Origin of the sequence: Methylopila sp. 73B, assembly GCF_000526315.1 — a bacterium.
GTDB lineage: Bacteria > Pseudomonadota > Alphaproteobacteria > Rhizobiales > Methylopilaceae > Methylopila.
Window position 1 is genome coordinate 3,209,681 of the sequence record NZ_JAFV01000001.1, and the last position, 16,693, is coordinate 3,226,373.

Genomic DNA, 16,693 nt, shown 5'->3' on the forward strand with positions numbered 1-16,693 from the left:
TTCGGCCGGGATGACGCCCTGAGGGCCAATCCAGATGAAATTCTCCCTCTCCTGGCTGAAAGAGCACCTCGCGGGCGACGCCGACCTGGTCGCCGTCACCGAGACGCTCACCCGCGTGGGGCTCGAGGTCGAGCATGTGGAGGACATGGCGGGCGAGCTCTCGGCCTTCGTGGTCGGCCACATCCTCGACGCCCAGCGCCATCCCAACGCGGACAAGCTGCAGGTCTGTTCCGTCGACGTCGGCAAGGGCGCGCCGCTGCAGGTGGTCTGCGGGGCGCCGAACGCGCGCGCCGGGCTGAAGGTGGTCTTCGCAGCCCCCGGCACGGTGATCCCGGCCTCCGGCGTCAAGCTCGGCGCCTCCGAGATCCGCGGCGTCGCGTCCGGCGGCATGCTGTGCTCCTCGCGAGAGCTCGGCCTGGGCGACGAGCACGACGGCATCCTGGAGCTGCCCGCCGACGCGCCCGTCGGCCGCCCCTTCGCGCCGCTGGTCGGCCTCGACGACCCGGTCATCGAGATCGCCGTCACGCCGAACCGACCGGACTGCCTCGGCGTCCACGGCGTCGCCCGCGATCTCGCCGCCGCCGAGATCGGCGAGCTGATCGAGCCGCCCGCCCGCACCGTCCGGGGCGCGTTCCCCTGCCCGACCGGCGTGCGCTTCGACTTCGGCGACGCCGAGCCGCTGTCACCGTTCTTCGCGCTGCGCCTTGTGCGCGGCGTCAGGAACGGGCCCTCGCCCGAATGGCTGCAGCGCAAGCTGAAGAGCATCGGCCAGAAGCCGATCAACGCGCTGGTCGACGTCACCAACTACCTGACCTTCGACCGCGGCCGCCCGCTGCACGTGTTCGACGCCGCCAAGGTGACGGGCGACCTCGTCGTGCGCCGCGCGCGGGCGGGCGAGAGCCTCCTCGCGCTCGACGGCAAAACCTACGTGCTCGACGAGACCATGTGCGTCATCGCCGACGACAACGGCGTCCAGTCGATCGCGGGCGTCATGGGCGGCGCCGCCACGGGTTGCGACTCGACGACGACCGAGGTGCTGATCGAAAGCGCGCTGTGGGATCCGCTCAACATCGCCCGCACCGGCCGCGCGCTGAACGTCCATTCCGACGCCCGGCACCGATTCGAGCGCGGCGTCGACCCGGCCTTCACCTTGCCTGGCCTCGAGCTCGCGACCCAGCTCGTCATCGACATCTGCGGCGGCGAGGCTTCCGAGATCGTCACCGCCGGCGAAGTCGTCGAGCGCGATCTGATCCTCGACTTCCCCGTTTCGGAGGTGAAGCGCCTCGCGGGCCTCGCCGTCACCCCGGCCGAGGTCAAGGTCCCGCTCCACCGGCTCGGCTTCTGGGTCACTGGCCAGGGCGAACTGCTGAAGGTCGCGGTGCCGAGCTGGCGCCCGGACGTGTCGGGCAAGGCCGACATCGTCGAGGAGGTGGTGCGGATCATCGGTCTCGACCGGGTGCAGGCGACGCCGCTGCCGGCGGGCGTCAGCGTCGGCGGCGCGAAGCTCAGCCCCGTGCAGCGCCGCGCCCGCATCGCGCGTCGGACGCTCGCGGCCCGCGGCCTGGTGGAGGCGGTGACCTGGTCCTTCGTCTCCAAGGCGCAGGCCGACAGCTTCGGCGGATCGAAGCCCGAGCTTACGCTCGCCAACCCGATCGCCGCCGACCTCTCCGACATGCGCCCCAGCCTGCTGCCCGGCCTGATCGCCGCCGCCCAGCGCAACGCCGACCGCGGCCTGTCCGACGTCGCCCTGTTCGAGGTCGGCCAGGTGTTCTGGGGCGACCGTCCCGAGGACCAGAAGATCGCCGCGACCGGGCTCCGGCGCGGGACCGCCAAGGCGCGCGGCGCCGGCCGCCAGTGGGGGGAAACGACCGCCGCGGTCGACGCCTTCGACGCCAAGGGCGACGCCCTCGCCGTGCTCGCGAACCTCGGGCTGCAGCCCTCGGCCGTCCAGATCGCGCAAGGGTCCGCGCCGGCCTGGTTCCATCCCGGCCGCTCAGGGCTGCTGCAGCTTGGCCCCAAGGTCGTGCTCGGCGCCTTCGGCGAGCTGCACCCGCGCACCCTGGCGGCGCTCGGCGTCTCCGGCCCGCTGGTCGGCTTCGAGCTGATCCTCGACGCGCTGCCGCAGCCGAAGGCGAAGCCCACGCGCGCCAAGCCGCCGTTCGAGGGCTCGGCCTTCCAGCCGCTCTCCCGCGACTTCGCCTTCGTGGTGGACCGCGACGTGGCCGCAGGCGAGCTGATCCGGGCGGCGCAGGCGGCGGAGCGGAAGCTCGTGACCCGCGTCGACCTGTTCGACCGCTACGAGGGACCGGGCGTCCCGGAGGGCAAGGTCTCGCTCGGCCTCGCCGTCACGCTCCAGCCGCGTGAGAAGACGCTGACGGACGCCGAGATCGAGGAGATCTCCGCCCGCATCGTCGCCCAGGTCGCCAAGGCCACGGGCGCGACCCTACGGGGGTGAGGCTCCGCATCAAGTCTCCGTCAAAGTTCGCTCCCGGCGGCGCCGCGAGCTTTGCCGCGTCGAGGACTTGACCTAGCTGATGGTCAGGCGGCCACCGTCTGCGCGCAAAGTACAAGCTCGCAGCCGCTTGAGGCCGCGCGGCGCCGCAGCATAAGGTGGCGCGAGACCCAAGCCCGCCGCGGTCACGAGCGGGCGGAACCGACGCCCGGGAGGCGAGCGAGATGTCCGAGAAACTGCACCCCGTTCCTCAGGAGTGGGCGACGCGCGCCCATGTGGACGCCGCGAAGTACGACGCGGACTACGCCCGCTCGATCCAGGATCCCGACGGCTTCTGGGGCGAGGTCGGCAAGCGCGTCGACTGGATCACGCCCTTCACCAAGGTGAAGAACGTCTCCTACGCGCCCGGAAACGTCTCGATCAAATGGTACGAGGACGGCGCCCTCAACGTCGCCGCCAACTGCGTCGACCGCCATCTCGAAACCCGCGGCGACCAGGTCGCGATCCTTTGGGAGGGCGACGACCCGAAGGACTCCAAGGCGATCACCTACCGCGAGCTGCACGAGCAGGTCTGCCGCTTCGCCAACGCGTTGAAGGACCGGGGCGTCGCGAAAGGCGACCGGGTCACGATCTACCTGCCGATGATCCCGGAGGCCGCCTACGCCATGCTCGCCTGCGCCCGCATCGGCGCGGTGCACTCCATCGTGTTCGGCGGCTTCTCGCCGGACAGCCTGGCAAGCCGCATCGAGGGCTGCGCGTCGAAGGTCGTCATTACCGCGGACGAAGGCCTGCGCGGCGGCCGCAAGGTGCCGCTGAAGGCGAACACGGACGCGGCGATCGCCAAGGTCGGCGGCGTCGACACCGTCTTCGTCGTCACCCGCACTGGCGCCGACGTGGCGTGGACTGAAGGCCGTGACATCCGCTACGAGGACGCCGTCGCGGAGGCTTCGCCCCAGCACGAGCCGCAGGCGATGAACGCGGAGGACCCGCTGTTCATCCTCTACACCTCCGGCTCCACAGGCCAGCCGAAAGGCGTGCTGCACACCACCGGCGGCTATCTAGTCTATGCCTCCTACACGCACCAACTGATCTTCGACTACCACGACGGCGACGTGTACTGGTGCACGGCGGACGTCGGCTGGGTGACGGGCCACTCCTACATCGTCTATGGCCCGCTTGCGAACGGCGCGACCACGCTGATGTTCGAGGGCGTGCCGAACTATCCCTCCACGTCCCGGTTCTGGGAGGTGGTCGACAAGCACAAGGTTAACATCTTCTACACCGCGCCGACCGCGATCCGCGCCCTGATGGGCGGCGGGGAGGAGCCGGTGAAGAAGACCTCGCGGGCCTCGCTGCGCCTGCTCGGCTCCGTCGGCGAGCCGATCAACCCGGAAGCCTGGGAATGGTACTACCGGGTCGTCGGCGACAGCCGCTGCCCGATCGTCGACACCTGGTGGCAGACCGAGACCGGTGGCATCCTGATCACGCCGCTGCCCGGCGCGACCGACCTGAAGCCGGGTTCGGCCACCAAGCCGTTCTTCGGCGTCAAGCCGGAGCTGGTCGACGCCGAAGGCAAGGTGCTGGAGGGCGCGGCCGAGGGCAACCTCGTGATCGCGGACTCGTGGCCCGGCCAGATGCGCACCGTCTACGGCGACCACAAGCGCTTCGAGGACACCTACTTCTCGACCTATCCCAACAAGTACTTCACCGGCGACGGCTGCCGGCGCGACGCCGACGGCTACTACTGGATCACGGGCCGCGTCGACGACGTCATCAACGTCTCCGGCCACCGCATGGGCACGGCTGAAGTCGAGAGTTCGCTGGTGGCGCACGAGAAGGTGGCCGAGGCCGCGGTCGTCGGCTATCCGCACGACGTCAAGGGTCAGGGCATCTACGCCTACGTGACGCTCAACAGCGGCGTCGAGGGCGACGACGCGCTCCGCAAGGAACTGGTCGCCTGGGTGCGGAAGGACATCGGCCCGATCGCCGCGCCGGACCTGATCCAGTTCGCCCCCGGCCTGCCCAAGACCCGCTCCGGCAAGATCATGCGCCGCATCCTGCGCAAGATCGCCGAGGACGACTTCGGCGCGCTGGGCGACACCTCGACGCTGGCCGACCCCGGCGTGGTCGACGACCTGATCGACCACCGCCAGAACAAGGCGAAGAGCCAGGCGGCGTAGGCGCCCGGGCATCCGACGAACGACGTCATCCCGGACGGCCGCTGGCCGATCCGGGATCGTCACCGGGATGCGGCGCGGATCGACGGGCTTCAAGTTACGGTCCCGGCTCTGCGCTGCGCTTCGGCCGGGATGCCCCTCCTCCACATCCTCTTTCAGCACCAACCCGCGCGACGACCGCCGGCGTAGGCGCGGCCATGGCCGGCCGTGATCAGGGCCTCGGCCACGTCGCCGACGCCGGACGCCGTCACGCGCGCGACCACACGGCCGAAGTACTTGTCCCCTCGCACGGCTGTAAGCGTCAGCGGGCGGCCGCGCAAAAGATCCAACAACGCCGTCCGGGCCGCCTCCGCCGAGGCGGTCTCGACGGCGCAGCGTCCGCGGAGCTCGGGCGCGTCGACGCGGTCGATCCGCACCCGCGCCACGATCTCCTGGCCCGGAAACGCCTGGACCCGGGCCTCGAAAGTGTCGCCGTCGATCACATCGAGCGCCGTCGCGCGCAGGCCAGGAAGCGTCGAGGTCGGGGACAACGGCGGCGCGGCGGGCGGCGGCGCGATCTCCTGCGCGAACGGCAGGCCCGCCGCCGTCACGACCGCGCCGAAGGCCGCGCCGGCCAGAGCATCCGCGAGACGGCGACGACTGATATAAGACCAGAATCGGATCATGGTCCCAATCATCGGTCTGCTTGTGTCTAAATCAAGGAACATAATCCTTATTAAGCATCGGACAATCTATAACGACCGTTAACGGGGCCACTGTGCAACCACGGGCGACCGCTACACGTTGTTAGGCGGGCGTGAACCAGACGCGCGGCATAACAGTGCAGTGTTTTCAAGATGATTGGGTCGCTCAGGTGCGTGGCATGACGAAGAGGTGGTGGTTCGCTTTGGGGGCGTTCGCTCTGGCGGTCGCCGGCCTGCCGCTGGAGGCTGGAGCGCGCGAGATCGTGCCGTTCGACAGCGACGCCTACAGCGCAGGCACCATCGTCGTCCGCAACGCCGAGCGCGCCCTTTACCTCATCGGCGGCGACGGCCGGGCGATGCGCTACCGGGTCGCCGTCGGGAAGCCCGGCAAGCAGTGGTTCGGGTCCGCCTGGATCAAGGGCAAGTACGTCCAGCCGGCGTGGTCCCCGCCGGAGGACGTCCGCCGCGACAAGCCGAACCTGCCGGACGTGATACCGGGCGGCAGCCCCAAGAACCCCATGGGTCCGCGCGCGCTCCTGCTTGACCGCGATCAATACGCGATCCATGGCACCAACCGCCCGAAATCGATCGGCACCTACGCGTCCTACGGCTGCATCCGCATGCGCAACGAGGACATCGTCGACCTTTACGAGCGCGTCCGCGTGGGCGGCAAGGTCGTCGTGGTCCCCTGACGGCTTCGCAACGACCTCAGCCCAAGGCCGTCAGATGCCGCAGGGGCCGTCCGGGAGCCAGACCCTCCGCGGCCCAGACGAGGCCCTGAGCGTCGATGCCGAAGTGTCGGTAGAGGTCGGCGATGGTTCCGGTCTGTCCGAAGTGCTCGACGCCGAGCGCCCGCACCCGGTGGCCGCAGACCGATCCAAGCCAGCCCAGCGTCGCCGGATGGCCATCGATCACCGTGACGAGCGCGCAATGGCGCGGCAGGCGGCCGAGCAACCTCTCCGCCAACGACGACGCGTGCGCGACCCCGCGCTCGCGCGCCCGCTGGGCGGCGGTCCAGCCCGCCATCAGCCGGTCGGCCGAGGTGACGGCCAGCAGGCCGACGTCGCGACGATCGCCGGCGATCAGCCCCACGGCCTCGATCGCCTCCTTCGCGACCACGCCCTGGTAGGCGATCACCACCTCGCAGTTCGGGCCGGGCTCGCGCCACCAGTAGGCGCCGTCGACGATCTCGCCCGCAAGCTCAGGCGTCATCGCGCGCTGCGGCTGCTCCAGCATGCGGGTGGAAAGCCGGAGGTACACCGAGCCGCCGGTCTCCTCGCGCTCCCAGTCCGCCACCCCGGACTTGCCGTCGCGCTGCACGTAGTCGAAGGCGAAGGCGAGGATCGCCGCCAGCTCGTCGGCGTAGGCCGGCTCGAAGCTTGCGAGCCCATCCTGCGCGAGGCCGATCAGCGGGGTCGCGATCGACTGGTGCGCGCCGCCCTCCGGCGCGAGCGTCACCCCCGAGGGCGTCGCGGCCAGAATGAAGCGGGCGTCCTGGTAGCAGGCGTAGATCAGCGCATCGAGGCCGCGTGCGATGAAGGGATCGTAGAGCGTGCCGACCGGGATCAGCCGCTCGCCGAACAGGGAGTGCGACAGTCCCAAAGCGCCGAGCGCCAGAAACAGGTTCATCTCGGCGATGCCGAGCTCGAGATGCTGGCCCTTCGGCCCGAACTCCCACTTCTGCGCCGAAGCGATGCGCTCCTCGCGGAACAGATCCGCCATGCTCTCGCGGGCGAACAGGCCGCGACGGTTCACCCAGGGCCCGAGGTTGGTGGAGACGGTCACGTCCGGCGAGGTGGTGACGATACGATCGGCGAGGGCCGTGTCGCCCTTCGCCAGCCCGTCCAGCAGACGACCGAAGGCGGCCTGGGTCGAGGTCTCGACGGGAATGTCGGCCTCGAGCCGCGCGGGGACCGGAAGCTTGCCGCCCTCGTAGCGGCGGCGACCCTTCGCCACGAAGGGAACGCTCTCGACAAAAGCCTGCAGCTCGTCGGGCGGAATCGACAGGCCCTCGAACGGGTCCCACTCCCGGCCTTCGCGGACGCCCATGGACTGGCGGAAGGCCGCCATCTGAGCCGGCGTCATCAGCCCGGAATGGTTGTCCTTGTGGCCGGCGAGCGGCAGGCCGTAGCCCTTGATGGTGTACGCGAGGAAGCAGACCGGCCGGTCGTGGTCGATCCGCTCGAAGGCCTCCAGCAGCGTCGGCAGGTCGTGGCCCGCAAGGTTCGTCATCAGCGCCGCGAGCTCGGCGTCGGAGCGCCGCTCGATGAGGGCCGTGACCGCGCCCTGGTCGCCGATCTCGTCCAGCAGTCGCTTGCGCCATGCGGCGCCGCCCTGGAAGGACAGCGCTGAGAACAGCTGGTTCGGACAGCGGTCGATCCAATCGCGGAGTTTCCCCCCGCCGGGCTCCGCGAAGGCCTCCTCCAGCAGGCGCCCGTACTTCAGCACGACCACGTCCCAGCCGAGGCCTTCGAACAACGCCGAGATCCGCTCGTACAGGCCCTCGCGCACCACCGCGTCGAGGCTCTGACGGTTGTAGTCGATGATCCACCAGCAGTTCCGGAGCCCGTGCTTCCAGCCCTCGAGCAGGCACTCGAAGATGTTGCCCTCGTCGAGCTCCGCGTCGCCCACAAGCGCGATCATGCGCCCCTCCGGCCTCTCGGTCCCCAGCCCCTTGGCGCGCAGGTAGTCCTGCGTCAGCGAGGCGAACACGGTGGCCGCGGCGCCGAGGCCGACCGAGCCGGTGGAGAAGTCGACGTCGTCCACGTCCTTGGTCCGCGAGGGATAGGACTGCGCGCCGCCAAAGGCGCGAAACGCCTCCAGCTTCTCGCGGGTCTGGTTCCCGAACAGGTATTGTATGGCGTGGAACACCGGGCTCGCGTGCGGCTTCACCGCGACCCGGTCCTCGGGCCGCAGCGCCGCGAAGTAAAGCGCCGTCATGATCGTCGCGAGCGACGCGGAGGACGCCTGATGGCCGCCGACCTTCAGCCCGTCAGACGGGCGCAGATGGTTGGCGTTGTGGATCGTCCACGTCGCAAGCCAGAGCGCCTTGCGCTCCAGCTCCCGCAGCGGCCCAAGCCGCCGATCCTCCGCCTGTCCCACCGCCATGATCTTGCGTCCTGTTCCGGGTCTGGGAGCGTCATCATAGCCCCGGCGCACCTCACGTCGACCGTTCCACGCGCACGGCTGAACTTCACGCTTGCGCCGTTCCCTGTTCGTGCCATTATCGAACGTATGGAGAACATTTTGCCTTCAGGAGCCGTGGTTGAACTGCTCGACGAGGTCGTGGCGGAGGCGGCGCGGCCGTCGTCGCTGTCGGGAGTGGCCGCCACGCTGGCGCGCGGCGTGTGCCGGCACTTCGTCGCGGCCGGTTATGGCTGCCTGCGCGAGACGCCGCTCCGCTCCGGCCGGCGCGCCGACGTGATGGCGCTCGGCCGCACCGGCGAGATCGTCATCATAGAGATCAAATCCGGACCTCAGGATTTTCGCGCCGACCGTAAATGGCCCGAGTACCGGCCGTTCTGCGACGCGCTTTACTTCGCCGTGGGCGCGGACTTCCCGCAGGCGCTGATCCCCGAGGACGTAGGCTTGATCGCCGCCGACGGCTACGGCGCGGCCATTCTGCGTGACGCCCCGCGCTTCCCGCTGGCGGGCGCGCGCCGCAAGGCCGTCTCGCTTGCGTTCGCGCGGCTCGCTGCGGCGCGGCTGCAGGCGACGGTGGATCCGGAAGGATTCAGCATGTCGTGAACGAATCGCCGGAAATGACGCAACCCAGCCACAGTCCAGTCTCATTTCAATACAAACTCAGTATTGAACATAGGCAAAGATGATTCGGACGTGAGTTTGTCTGCCGATCAAGTGTAGCGCTCGCTCTTTAGCAAGGAGTGAGCCTGTAGCGGCGCGGAGGCGCTGATCCAATGTCGAACGATGACGTGAACGCCGTAGTCCTTCGCCTCGCCCGTACTCTTCAGCGTTGCGGGGAGGATCCGCGCGTGGTGTTCGCCGCCCTGATCGGCAGCGCCGCCACGATCGCCTCCGATCTCGGCCATGACGTCAATTCGCCGGACGACCTGCGCCGGGCGATCGACGAGGTCGTGGAATCGGGCCACCTCGGGGATTTTCGGGAGGGCGCGGTGAGCGCGGCCTCGGTCGTGATTCCTTTCCCCGCCGCCCGCGTCGCTTGACGGCATGGCGCTCCGGGCGCGTCCCGGAGCTGATCGACCACCCGGCGAAATGATCCTCGGCCGCGGGGAAAAGAGAGACGTTCCGTGCGACCGTGGGGTCGAGACGTCGAGCGGCTTGCGCATTGCCGAAAATGACGGCTCCGGGCTCAGCGCCGCCGACGCTGTCCGAGTTGGATCCCGACTCTCAAACCCCTTGCGCCGAAAAGGCGCCGGTGCCTTGTCTCAGATCAGCGTCGGCCCCTCGTCGCGCCCCGTCGTCCGGGAGCGACGTTCCGTCCCAAGGTCGCCGTCGAGGCGACGGAAGCTCCAGCCGATCAGCGGCGCTCCGCGCACCGTCGCGTGCACGACGATCTGTTCGGTTCGCCGCGGGCCGTTGGCGCCGGCGAAATAGATGCTCTCCTCCAGCTCCACCGCAAATCCCGGAGCCGCGAACAGCCAGCCGCGGCCGCTCGGCAACGCGAGCATCGCGCCCTGGCCGTCCTGCGTGACGCTCGCGCGCACGCCGGGATGCAGATGAAACCGGAGCGCGACGCGCGAATCCTCCGGACCCCGCCCGGCGTGGACGGGCCGCAGCGCGTCTTCGCCCTCAAGCCGGTCGCCCGCGGCGGAGAGGGTCAGCGTGCGCGCGTGGATCAGCCCGAAGCGGCGGGCGTAGCCGTCGTGCGTCGCGGCGACCCGCACGCCCTCTCCCGTCCGCTCGCGCCGGGCGACCACCGCGCGCGGTCCGGCGACCACGATCCGGCCCAGCAGTCCGGCGCAGCGAACGCCGGCGAAGCGGCAGGACGAGGTGTCGGCGACGACGAGGGTCGAATGGGCCGCGGTCGCGCGCGGCGCGGCGCCCCAGCTCGCGCGGCCGAAGCGGGGGACGCCGCAGTTGACCACGATCTGCTCGGGGCCGCTGGACAGCTCGAAGGACAAGGCGCCGGCATGCGCGTCGCGGGACGCTCCCGGCGGCGGCGGCGAGCCGACGTCGACAAGCACGGCCGAGGGCCCGCCCTGCAGCCGCACGTAGCCGGAATGAGGCGCCTCTTCGGGCAGCGGTCCGCGGGCGTCGTCATAGGCGAGGATAGTCGCCACCAAGTCGGCCTGGGTCGGCCCGGCTCCGTTGAACTGGGCGAAGGCCCCGTCGCCGTGCCGGAAAAATCGGATCATCGGCATCGCGCGATCGACCGCGTTCAGAAGCGACTGCGGCGGCTGGGCGTTGCGGGCCGCATAGGCCTGTCGCAACGGCAGCAGGTCGAGCATCGCCTCGACCAGCGCGCTCGGATTCCGACTGACATGCCCGCCGTCCGGCAGGATCTGGCGATCCAGCTCCTCGCCAAGCGTGGCGGAGGCCGACTTCAGAAGCCGTCCGTCCCCGGCGAAGCAGAGCCCGGCGTAGGCCAGCGCGCAGGCAACGGTGAGTCGCGGCAGGCCGTCGGGCGTGAGACGGCGCGCGCGGCCGAGCCGCCGTGTCTGGCGTGCGAGGCTTCGCAGGAAGCGGCGGTAGAAGGCGCGGTCGGCGCCGTCGAGGATCAGCGGCGACTGGCAGAGCCAAGAGATCACGCGCCGCGCCGTGACGTGGGCGGCACGAGCGATAGGGTCTCCGCCGCCGCCCAGCGCGATCCACTCTTCGACCAGCGCCCGGGCGTTGGCGCGGGCCAGCGTCGTATCGGCGGCGCGCAGGTGGCGCAGCCACCCGAAGCCGTGCAGCGCCTCCGCCCATTCCGGCGAGGGCGGCTCGACCCGGAAGGGCGAGGCCCCCTCGACGGGCATGCTCTTGCCCGCGAAGGCGAACACGCCGGCGTAGATCTCGCCGGCCCGGGTGGGATCAGAGGTGCGCAGGTCCTGCGGGGCGATGACGAGCTTGTCCGGCGCGCGCCCTGTCGCATGCCACGGCGCCGCTGCAAGGCCGGCCATCCGCCGCCATCCGCCGCGCACGCCTTCGCTGACAGCGAAGCGCATGAGCCGCGCGGTCTCCTCGAGCGCCCCGATGCTCATGGCATGCGGGCCCTTCGCCGTTTCCCCCTCATTTCAGGAATCGTCGCACACCTGCAGGCGCTTGTCGCGATTCGCGGACGCGTCAGCCCACACGCATCCGCGCGGCGAAGAAGCCGTCGAGGCCGGCGAGCCGGGGGTCGTCCGCCGCGAGATGGCTCGGCAGCGTGCGCAGGAAGCCGTCCGAACCCACGGCCTCGCCATAGCCGGGCAGCTCGGCCTCTGTCACCGGCTCGACGACGACGCGGCCGGCCGCGCGGGCGAGGAAGGCCGCGATCTGACGCTCGCCCTCTTCCGGCTCCAGCGAACAGGTGCAGTACACCAGCAGGCCGCCCGGCTTCACCAGCCGAAGCGCCGCGTCGAGCAGCCGCGCCTGCAGCTTCGCGAGCGTCGCGATGTCGCTTTCCCGCTTCATCCAAGCGACGTCGGGATGCCGGCGGATGGTGCCCGTGGCGCTGCAGGGCGCGTCCAGCAGCACGGCGTCGGCCGGCTCCAGCGACACGCCGGCGGCGTCGCCGACCTGGGCTTCGGCCGACAGCTTCAGCCGCGAAAGATTGTCGCTCAGGCGGCGCAGCCGCTCGGCGGACTTGTCGACCGCGACCACCTCGGCGCCGGCGGCGGCCAGCTGGGCCGTCTTGCCGCCGGGAGCCGCGCAGAGGTCAATGGCGCGCTTGCCCTGGAGGTCGCCGAACAGCCGGGCGGGCAGCGCCGCGGCGGCGTCCTGCACCCACCACTCGCCGTCGTCGAACCCGGCGAGTTGCGCCACGCGGCCGCCTTGCGCCAAGCGCACGCCGCCGGTGGGTAGCACGACCCCGCCGAGCGTTTCCGCCCAGCCAGCGGGATTGGATTTCACGGTCAGGTCGAGCGCCGGCTCGACGCTCAGTCGAAGCGCGATCGCCGCGGCGGTCTCCGCGCCATAGGCGCGCGTCCAGCGGGCGTAGAGCCACGCCGGAAGGTCGGCCCCCGGCGTCGGCTCCGGCGCGCCTTCGGCGACGATCCCGCGAAGCACCGCGTTGACGAGACCCGAGAAATGGCGGGCGTCCGGATCAGCGCGGGCGCAGGCGACGGCGAGGTCGACGGCGGTGTGCGCCGGCGTGTCCATGAACAGCGCCTGGGCGGCGCCGGTGGCGAGGATCGCCTCCAGCGGGCCGGCCTTCTTCGGCAGCCCCTTCTCGAGCTTTGCGGCGATCAGGGCGCGCAGGGTGCCGAACCGTCGCAGGGTCGAGCCGGCGATGGCGCGGGCGAGCGCGCGGTCGCGCTCGTCCAGCGCCCGGAAGCCGGTCGGGTCGTGCTCCGCCTCGAGCGCGCCGTCGAGCGGCCGCGAGCGGGAGAGCACGCCCTCCACCAGCCGCACGGCGACACGGCGGGGCCCGAAGCCCACCGGCTCGGGCGCAGGCCGCTGGGAGCCGCCCATCGAACGGCGGCCCGGCGTCGGGATCCGGAATGCGGGGGGACGGGTCAACCCCAGGGGCCGCTTCGGCGCTGCGATCCGCCCCAGGGGCCCGAAGCCGGGCCGGACGGAGCGGCCGCCGGACGGGCGCCCATGCCGCGGGCGAGCTCCATCAGGGCGGCGATGCGGTTCTCGGTCGCAGGGTGGGTCGAGAACAGATTGTCCATCCGGTGGCCCGAGAGCGGGTTGATGATGAACATGTGCGCGGTCGCGGGGTTGCGCTCGGCGGCGTCGTTCTCGATGTGCGCGGCCCCGCCGGCGATCTTGCCGAGGGCGGAGGCCAGCCAGTCGGGCCGGCCGCAGATCTCGGCGCCGAGCTTGTCGGCCTGATACTCACGGGTGCGGCTGATCGCCATCTGAACGATCATCGCGGCGATGGGGGCAAGAATCATCATCGCGATCGACCCTATCACGCCGAAGGGCGAACCGTTGTTCTCGCGGTTGCCGGAGAACAGAAATCCGAAGTTCGCCAGCATCGAGATCGCGCCGGCGATGGTCGCCGTGATCGTCATGATCAGCGTGTCGTGGTTCTTCACATGCGCCAGCTCGTGCGCCATCACCCCCGCGACCTCCTCGCGGCTGAGGGAATGGAGCAGACCCGTAGTGGCCGCCACCGCCGCGTTCTCGGGGTTGCGGCCGGTCGCGAAGGCGTTCGGCTGCGGCTCGTCGATGATGTAGACGCGCGGCATCGGGAGCTGGGCGCGGGCCGCGAGCTCCTGCACCATGCCGTAGAATTCGGGGGCGGAGCGGGCGTCCACCTCCTGCGCGTTGTGCATGCGCAGGACGGCCTTGTCAGAGTTCCAGTAGCTCCAGGCGTTCATGGCGAGCGCCACGACGAAGGCGATCATCAGGCCGCCTTTGCCGCCGATCAGGAAGCCCACTCCCATGAACAGCGCGGTCATGCCTGCCAGCAGAAGGGCCGTGCGGAAGTAGTTCATGCGGGTCGGGTCTCCACCATGGATCGCGAACGCTCGCGCGGGGGCGCAAGCGGCTTATATGTGGGGAGCATCCCCGGTTCGCGCCAATGCGTCGCCGGGTCACGATCGGATCAGCTAAGGGAGCAGGCCATGGCCGAGGAGCCGCGCAAGGCGTTGAGCGAGGCCGCCGCCCGCGCGCTGGCCGAAGCCGAGGCCCGCCGCGCCGACTACGAGCGCCAGGCGGCCGAACTCGCGAAGGCGAAGGAGCTCAACGGCCGCAAGGGCCCGGAGCCCGTGCGCTACGGCGACTGGGAGAGCAAGGGACTCGCGAGCGATTTCTGAACGGCCCCCCGCCCCCGAAGCGGCGGGCGAACCGACCCCGCCGCCGCCTCGCCCCCGAAGCCGGCGGATCCTGGGTCGCCTCGTCGCCCGCGGATTTCTGGGAATCGCAGTGGTCATGGGCGTGACGGCGGCGATCGTCGCGTCCGATCTCGACCGCTATTGGCCGCTCGACCTGCGCGACCCGCCGGGCGTGTTCACCCAGTGGCGCATCCGCGCGCTCGCCGCCTCGCCCGATCTGTGCCGCCGGGTGCTGGCGCGCTCGGCGGTCGAGTTCCGCGCCGCCTCCCCGCGACCGCGCGTCGGGGGCTGCGGGTATGTCGACGGCGTGGTTCCGGCCGCGGCTTCGATCGCGCTCGACGCCCCGCCGGCGATGCGCTGCGCCCTCGCCGCCGCGACGGCGGCCTGGGAACGGCGCGTGGTGGAGCCGGCGGCGCTCAAGCACCTGGGGTCGAAGCTCGCCGAGATCCGTCATTTCGGCAGCTACTCCTGCCGCAACGTCTACGGCCGAACCACGGGCCGCCGGTCGCAGCACGCCACGGCCAACGCGCTCGACGTCGCGGCCTTCCGTCTCGCGGACGGCCGCACGGTCAGCGTGCTCGGCGACTGGAGCGACGGCGGGGCGCGCGGCGCCTTCCTGCGCGAGGTCCGCGATGGCGCCTGCGGCCTGTTCGCCGGCGTGCTGTCGCCCGACTACAACGCCGCCCACCGTGACCATTTCCACTTCGACCTCGGCCCGTATGACGTCTGCCGCTGAGGCGCGCTTGCGCTTGACCCGGCGCGTCGTCCGTCGCACACGGCGTGCGGGACGCGCCTTGCGATCGGGGACGCACGGCGGATCGCGAGGAGAGTCGGGTCGATGACCGCCGCTGAACGACGCCTAGCGCTCGCGCGCGACATCGCCGCGTCGGTGGCGCCCCTGCTCGGCCCCCATCTGGCGCTCCGGCTGTGGGACGGCTCGACCGTTCCTGCGAACGCGGGCTCGGATCAGCTGGTGGTGAAGTTCGGCGACGAAGGCACCCTCGCGGCGCTGTCGAAGTCGCCGAAGCTCGACACGCTGGTGCGCCTACACGCGCTCGGCCGCATCGATCTCGAAAACGGCGACCTGTTCGATCTCGCCGAGCGCCGCCCCTCGGTGCGCGGCCGCGACCTGCTGCGCGCCGTGGGTCCGCTGAAGCTCGCGCGCGGCGCGGCGGCCTTCCTCAAGGTGCCGGCCGGCCAGACGAAGCTGCCGTGGGAGGGCCAGCCCGGCGCCGCGCCGGGGAAGTCCGGCGACCCCGAAAACAACCAGAAGAACATCGCGCACCACTACGATGTCTCGAACGCCTTCTACCGGCTGTTTCTGGACGAGAAGCTGATCTACTCCTGCGCCTATTTCGAGGACTGGGAGCAGGACCTGGACGCCGCCCAGCGGGCGAAGATCGATCTGGTGTGCCGCAAGCTCCGGCTGCAGCCGGGCGACACCTTCCTGGACGTGGGCTGCGGCTGGGGCGCCCTGATCTGCCACGCGGCGGAAGTCTACGGCGTCACCGCCCATGGCGTGACGCTCTCCAAGGAGCAGCTCGCCGGCGCGCAGGAGGAGATCCGCGCGCGTGGTCTGCAAGGCCGGGTCACCGTCGCGCTCGCGGACTGGACGATGGTCGCCGGCGCCTTCGACAAGATCGCTTCAGTCGGCATGTTCGAGCACGTCGGCCTGAAGAACGCCGACGCCTATTACCGGGGGATCCGCAAGCTGCTGCGGCCGGGCGGGCTCTACCTCCACCACGCCATCACCCGGCGCGCCAAGCCCGGCGACGACCGCAAGCTGCGGCCCGAGGCCAAGGCCATCCTTCGCCACATCTTCCCAGGGGCGGAGCTCGACCACATCGGCTCGACCCTCTCGGGGATGGAGCGGGCGGGGCTGGAGCCGCAGGATGTGGAGGCGCTGCGCCGGCACTACGCCCGCACCACGGCGCTGTGGTGCCGCCGGCTGCAGGGGAACCGCGCCGCGGCCATCGCCGAGGTCGGCGAGGTCCGCACCCGCATGTGGATCGCCTATCTGGCCGGCGTCTCGCTCGCCTTCGCGCGCGGCTCGATCGGCGTCTGCCAGACGCTGTCCTCGGCCCGGCAGAAGAGTGGCGCGGTCGATCTGCCGCCCACGCGCCGCGACGTCTATCGGGACTGAAATACTGCGCGCGGAGCATAGCCTTGGGGCTCGCGCGGAACGTCGCTTCAATCCTTCGCGACTACGTCAATTGACGCAGCACGGCCTAGGTGAAGATGCGTAGCATGGCGGAAAATGTCCGGGAGGACGCCATGCCCTACAACGTACTCGTCACTCAAGACGGTCGGTCGACGATCGCCTTCGCACGCAGCGCCACGGAGGCGCTGGCGCTTGCCCGCGAGAAGGAAGCCGCCGGTCTCAGCGAGATCGTGGTGATGTCGAACGATGGCGGCCAGGTCGCCGTGGACCGGCTGATCCGCCTTGCGGAACTCGAGGCGGTCACCCTCGCGCCGTCGAGCGTTTTCGGCTGA

The 16,693-nt window shown here is 70.7% G+C and carries 14 protein-coding genes; 9 read left to right on the forward strand and 5 right to left on the reverse strand.

The window, feature by feature from the left end; translation table 11 throughout:
* Positions 1-34 precede the first annotated feature (34 nt).
* Together pheT and acs are read left to right on the forward strand one after the other, a co-directional pair.
* A complete protein-coding gene (pheT, locus tag K244_RS0115415) occupies positions 35-2,455 on the forward strand; it encodes a phenylalanine--tRNA ligase subunit beta (protein WP_020187178.1) in 2,421 nt (806 codons plus the stop codon).
* A gap of 221 nt (positions 2,456-2,676) precedes the next feature.
* Positions 2,677-4,632, forward strand: coding sequence for an acetate--CoA ligase (acs, locus tag K244_RS0115420; protein WP_020187179.1), 1,956 nt, complete (start codon positions 2,677-2,679; stop codon positions 4,630-4,632).
* A 152-nt stretch (positions 4,633-4,784) separates the two neighbouring features.
* Here the strand turns inward: acs and K244_RS24240 are convergent, their stop codons facing one another.
* Positions 4,785-5,294, reverse strand: coding sequence for a hypothetical protein (locus K244_RS24240; RefSeq protein ID WP_020187180.1), 510 nt, complete (start codon positions 5,292-5,294; stop codon positions 4,785-4,787).
* A gap of 197 nt (positions 5,295-5,491) precedes the next feature.
* Between K244_RS24240 and K244_RS0115430 the strand changes: the two genes are divergently transcribed.
* Positions 5,492-6,004: a L,D-transpeptidase gene (locus tag K244_RS0115430; RefSeq protein ID WP_024816535.1), complete on the forward strand. Its 513-nt coding sequence runs from the start codon at positions 5,492-5,494 to the stop codon at positions 6,002-6,004.
* 16 nt (positions 6,005-6,020) lie between these two features.
* Here the strand turns inward: K244_RS0115430 and K244_RS0115435 are convergent, their stop codons facing one another.
* Positions 6,021-8,420, reverse strand: coding sequence for a transketolase (locus tag K244_RS0115435; protein WP_020187182.1), 2,400 nt, complete (start codon positions 8,418-8,420; stop codon positions 6,021-6,023).
* A 153-nt stretch (positions 8,421-8,573) separates the two neighbouring features.
* Here K244_RS0115435 and K244_RS0115440 point away from each other — a divergent pair, with 153 nt between their 5' ends.
* Positions 8,574-9,059: an MmcB family DNA repair protein gene (locus K244_RS0115440; RefSeq protein WP_020187183.1), complete on the forward strand. Its 486-nt coding sequence runs from the start codon at positions 8,574-8,576 to the stop codon at positions 9,057-9,059.
* 245 nt (positions 9,060-9,304) lie between these two features.
* A complete protein-coding gene (locus K244_RS22110; RefSeq protein ID WP_020187184.1) occupies positions 9,305-9,496 on the forward strand; it encodes a hypothetical protein in 192 nt (63 codons plus the stop codon).
* A gap of 222 nt (positions 9,497-9,718) precedes the next feature.
* Here the strand turns inward: K244_RS22110 and K244_RS0115450 are convergent, their stop codons facing one another.
* The 3 genes from K244_RS0115450 to htpX all read right to left on the reverse strand — a co-directional run bounded on the left by K244_RS0115450 (position 9,719) and on the right by htpX (position 13,861).
* Positions 9,719-11,476 (reverse strand): heparinase II/III family protein, encoded by a 1,758-nt coding sequence (locus K244_RS0115450; protein ID WP_020187185.1) that lies wholly within the window; start codon positions 11,474-11,476, stop codon positions 9,719-9,721.
* Between the two features lie 82 nt (positions 11,477-11,558).
* Positions 11,559-12,935: a transcription antitermination factor NusB gene (locus K244_RS0115455; protein ID WP_346430351.1), complete on the reverse strand. Its 1,377-nt coding sequence runs from the start codon at positions 12,933-12,935 to the stop codon at positions 11,559-11,561.
* Positions 12,932-13,861: a zinc metalloprotease HtpX gene (gene htpX / locus K244_RS0115460; RefSeq protein WP_020187187.1), complete on the reverse strand. Its 930-nt coding sequence runs from the start codon at positions 13,859-13,861 to the stop codon at positions 12,932-12,934. Before htpX ends, K244_RS0115455 begins: the two co-directional genes overlap by 4 nt.
* 129 nt (positions 13,862-13,990) lie before the next feature.
* On the opposite strand from htpX, the gene K244_RS0115465 reads away from it, so the two are divergent.
* The 4 genes from K244_RS0115465 (at position 13,991) to K244_RS0115480 (ending at position 16,693) form a co-directional block, all read left to right on the forward strand.
* The gene (locus tag K244_RS0115465; protein WP_020187188.1) at positions 13,991-14,182 is read left to right on the forward strand and encodes a DUF1674 domain-containing protein; all 192 of its coding nucleotides are present in this window, start codon (positions 13,991-13,993) and stop codon (positions 14,180-14,182) included.
* A gap of 115 nt (positions 14,183-14,297) precedes the next feature.
* Complete coding sequence (locus K244_RS0115470) at positions 14,298-14,936, forward strand: extensin family protein (protein ID WP_020187189.1); 639 nt, start codon at positions 14,298-14,300, stop codon at positions 14,934-14,936.
* A 102-nt stretch (positions 14,937-15,038) separates the two neighbouring features.
* Positions 15,039-16,343: a cyclopropane-fatty-acyl-phospholipid synthase family protein gene (locus K244_RS0115475; protein ID WP_020187190.1), complete on the forward strand. Its 1,305-nt coding sequence runs from the start codon at positions 15,039-15,041 to the stop codon at positions 16,341-16,343.
* A gap of 104 nt (positions 16,344-16,447) precedes the next feature.
* Positions 16,448-16,693 (forward strand): hypothetical protein, encoded by a 246-nt coding sequence (locus K244_RS0115480; protein WP_020187191.1) that lies wholly within the window; start codon positions 16,448-16,450, stop codon positions 16,691-16,693.

Bases quoted from the DNA above. Each gene is read 5' to 3' on its own strand.
- acs (WP_020187179.1), top strand. From the start codon at position 2,677: ATGTCCGAGAAACTGCACCCCGTTCCTCAGGAGTGGGCGACGCGCGCC.
- K244_RS0115430 (WP_024816535.1), top strand. From the start codon at position 5,492: ATGACGAAGAGGTGGTGGTTCGCTTTGGGGGCGTTCGCTCTGGCGGTC.
- K244_RS0115435 (WP_020187182.1), bottom strand. From the start codon at position 8,420: ATGGCGGTGGGACAGGCGGAGGATCGGCGGCTTGGGCCGCTGCGGGAG.
- K244_RS0115480 (WP_020187191.1), top strand. From the start codon at position 16,448: ATGGCGGAAAATGTCCGGGAGGACGCCATGCCCTACAACGTACTCGTC.
- K244_RS24240 (WP_020187180.1), bottom strand. From the start codon at position 5,294: ATGATCCGATTCTGGTCTTATATCAGTCGTCGCCGTCTCGCGGATGCT.
- K244_RS0115465 (WP_020187188.1), top strand. From the start codon at position 13,991: ATGGCCGAGGAGCCGCGCAAGGCGTTGAGCGAGGCCGCCGCCCGCGCG.
- pheT (WP_020187178.1), top strand. From the start codon at position 35: ATGAAATTCTCCCTCTCCTGGCTGAAAGAGCACCTCGCGGGCGACGCC.
- K244_RS0115450 (WP_020187185.1), bottom strand. From the start codon at position 11,476: ATGAGCATCGGGGCGCTCGAGGAGACCGCGCGGCTCATGCGCTTCGCT.
- htpX (WP_020187187.1), bottom strand. From the start codon at position 13,861: ATGAACTACTTCCGCACGGCCCTTCTGCTGGCAGGCATGACCGCGCTG.
- K244_RS0115470 (WP_020187189.1), top strand. From the start codon at position 14,298: ATGGGCGTGACGGCGGCGATCGTCGCGTCCGATCTCGACCGCTATTGG.
- K244_RS0115475 (WP_020187190.1), top strand. From the start codon at position 15,039: ATGACCGCCGCTGAACGACGCCTAGCGCTCGCGCGCGACATCGCCGCG.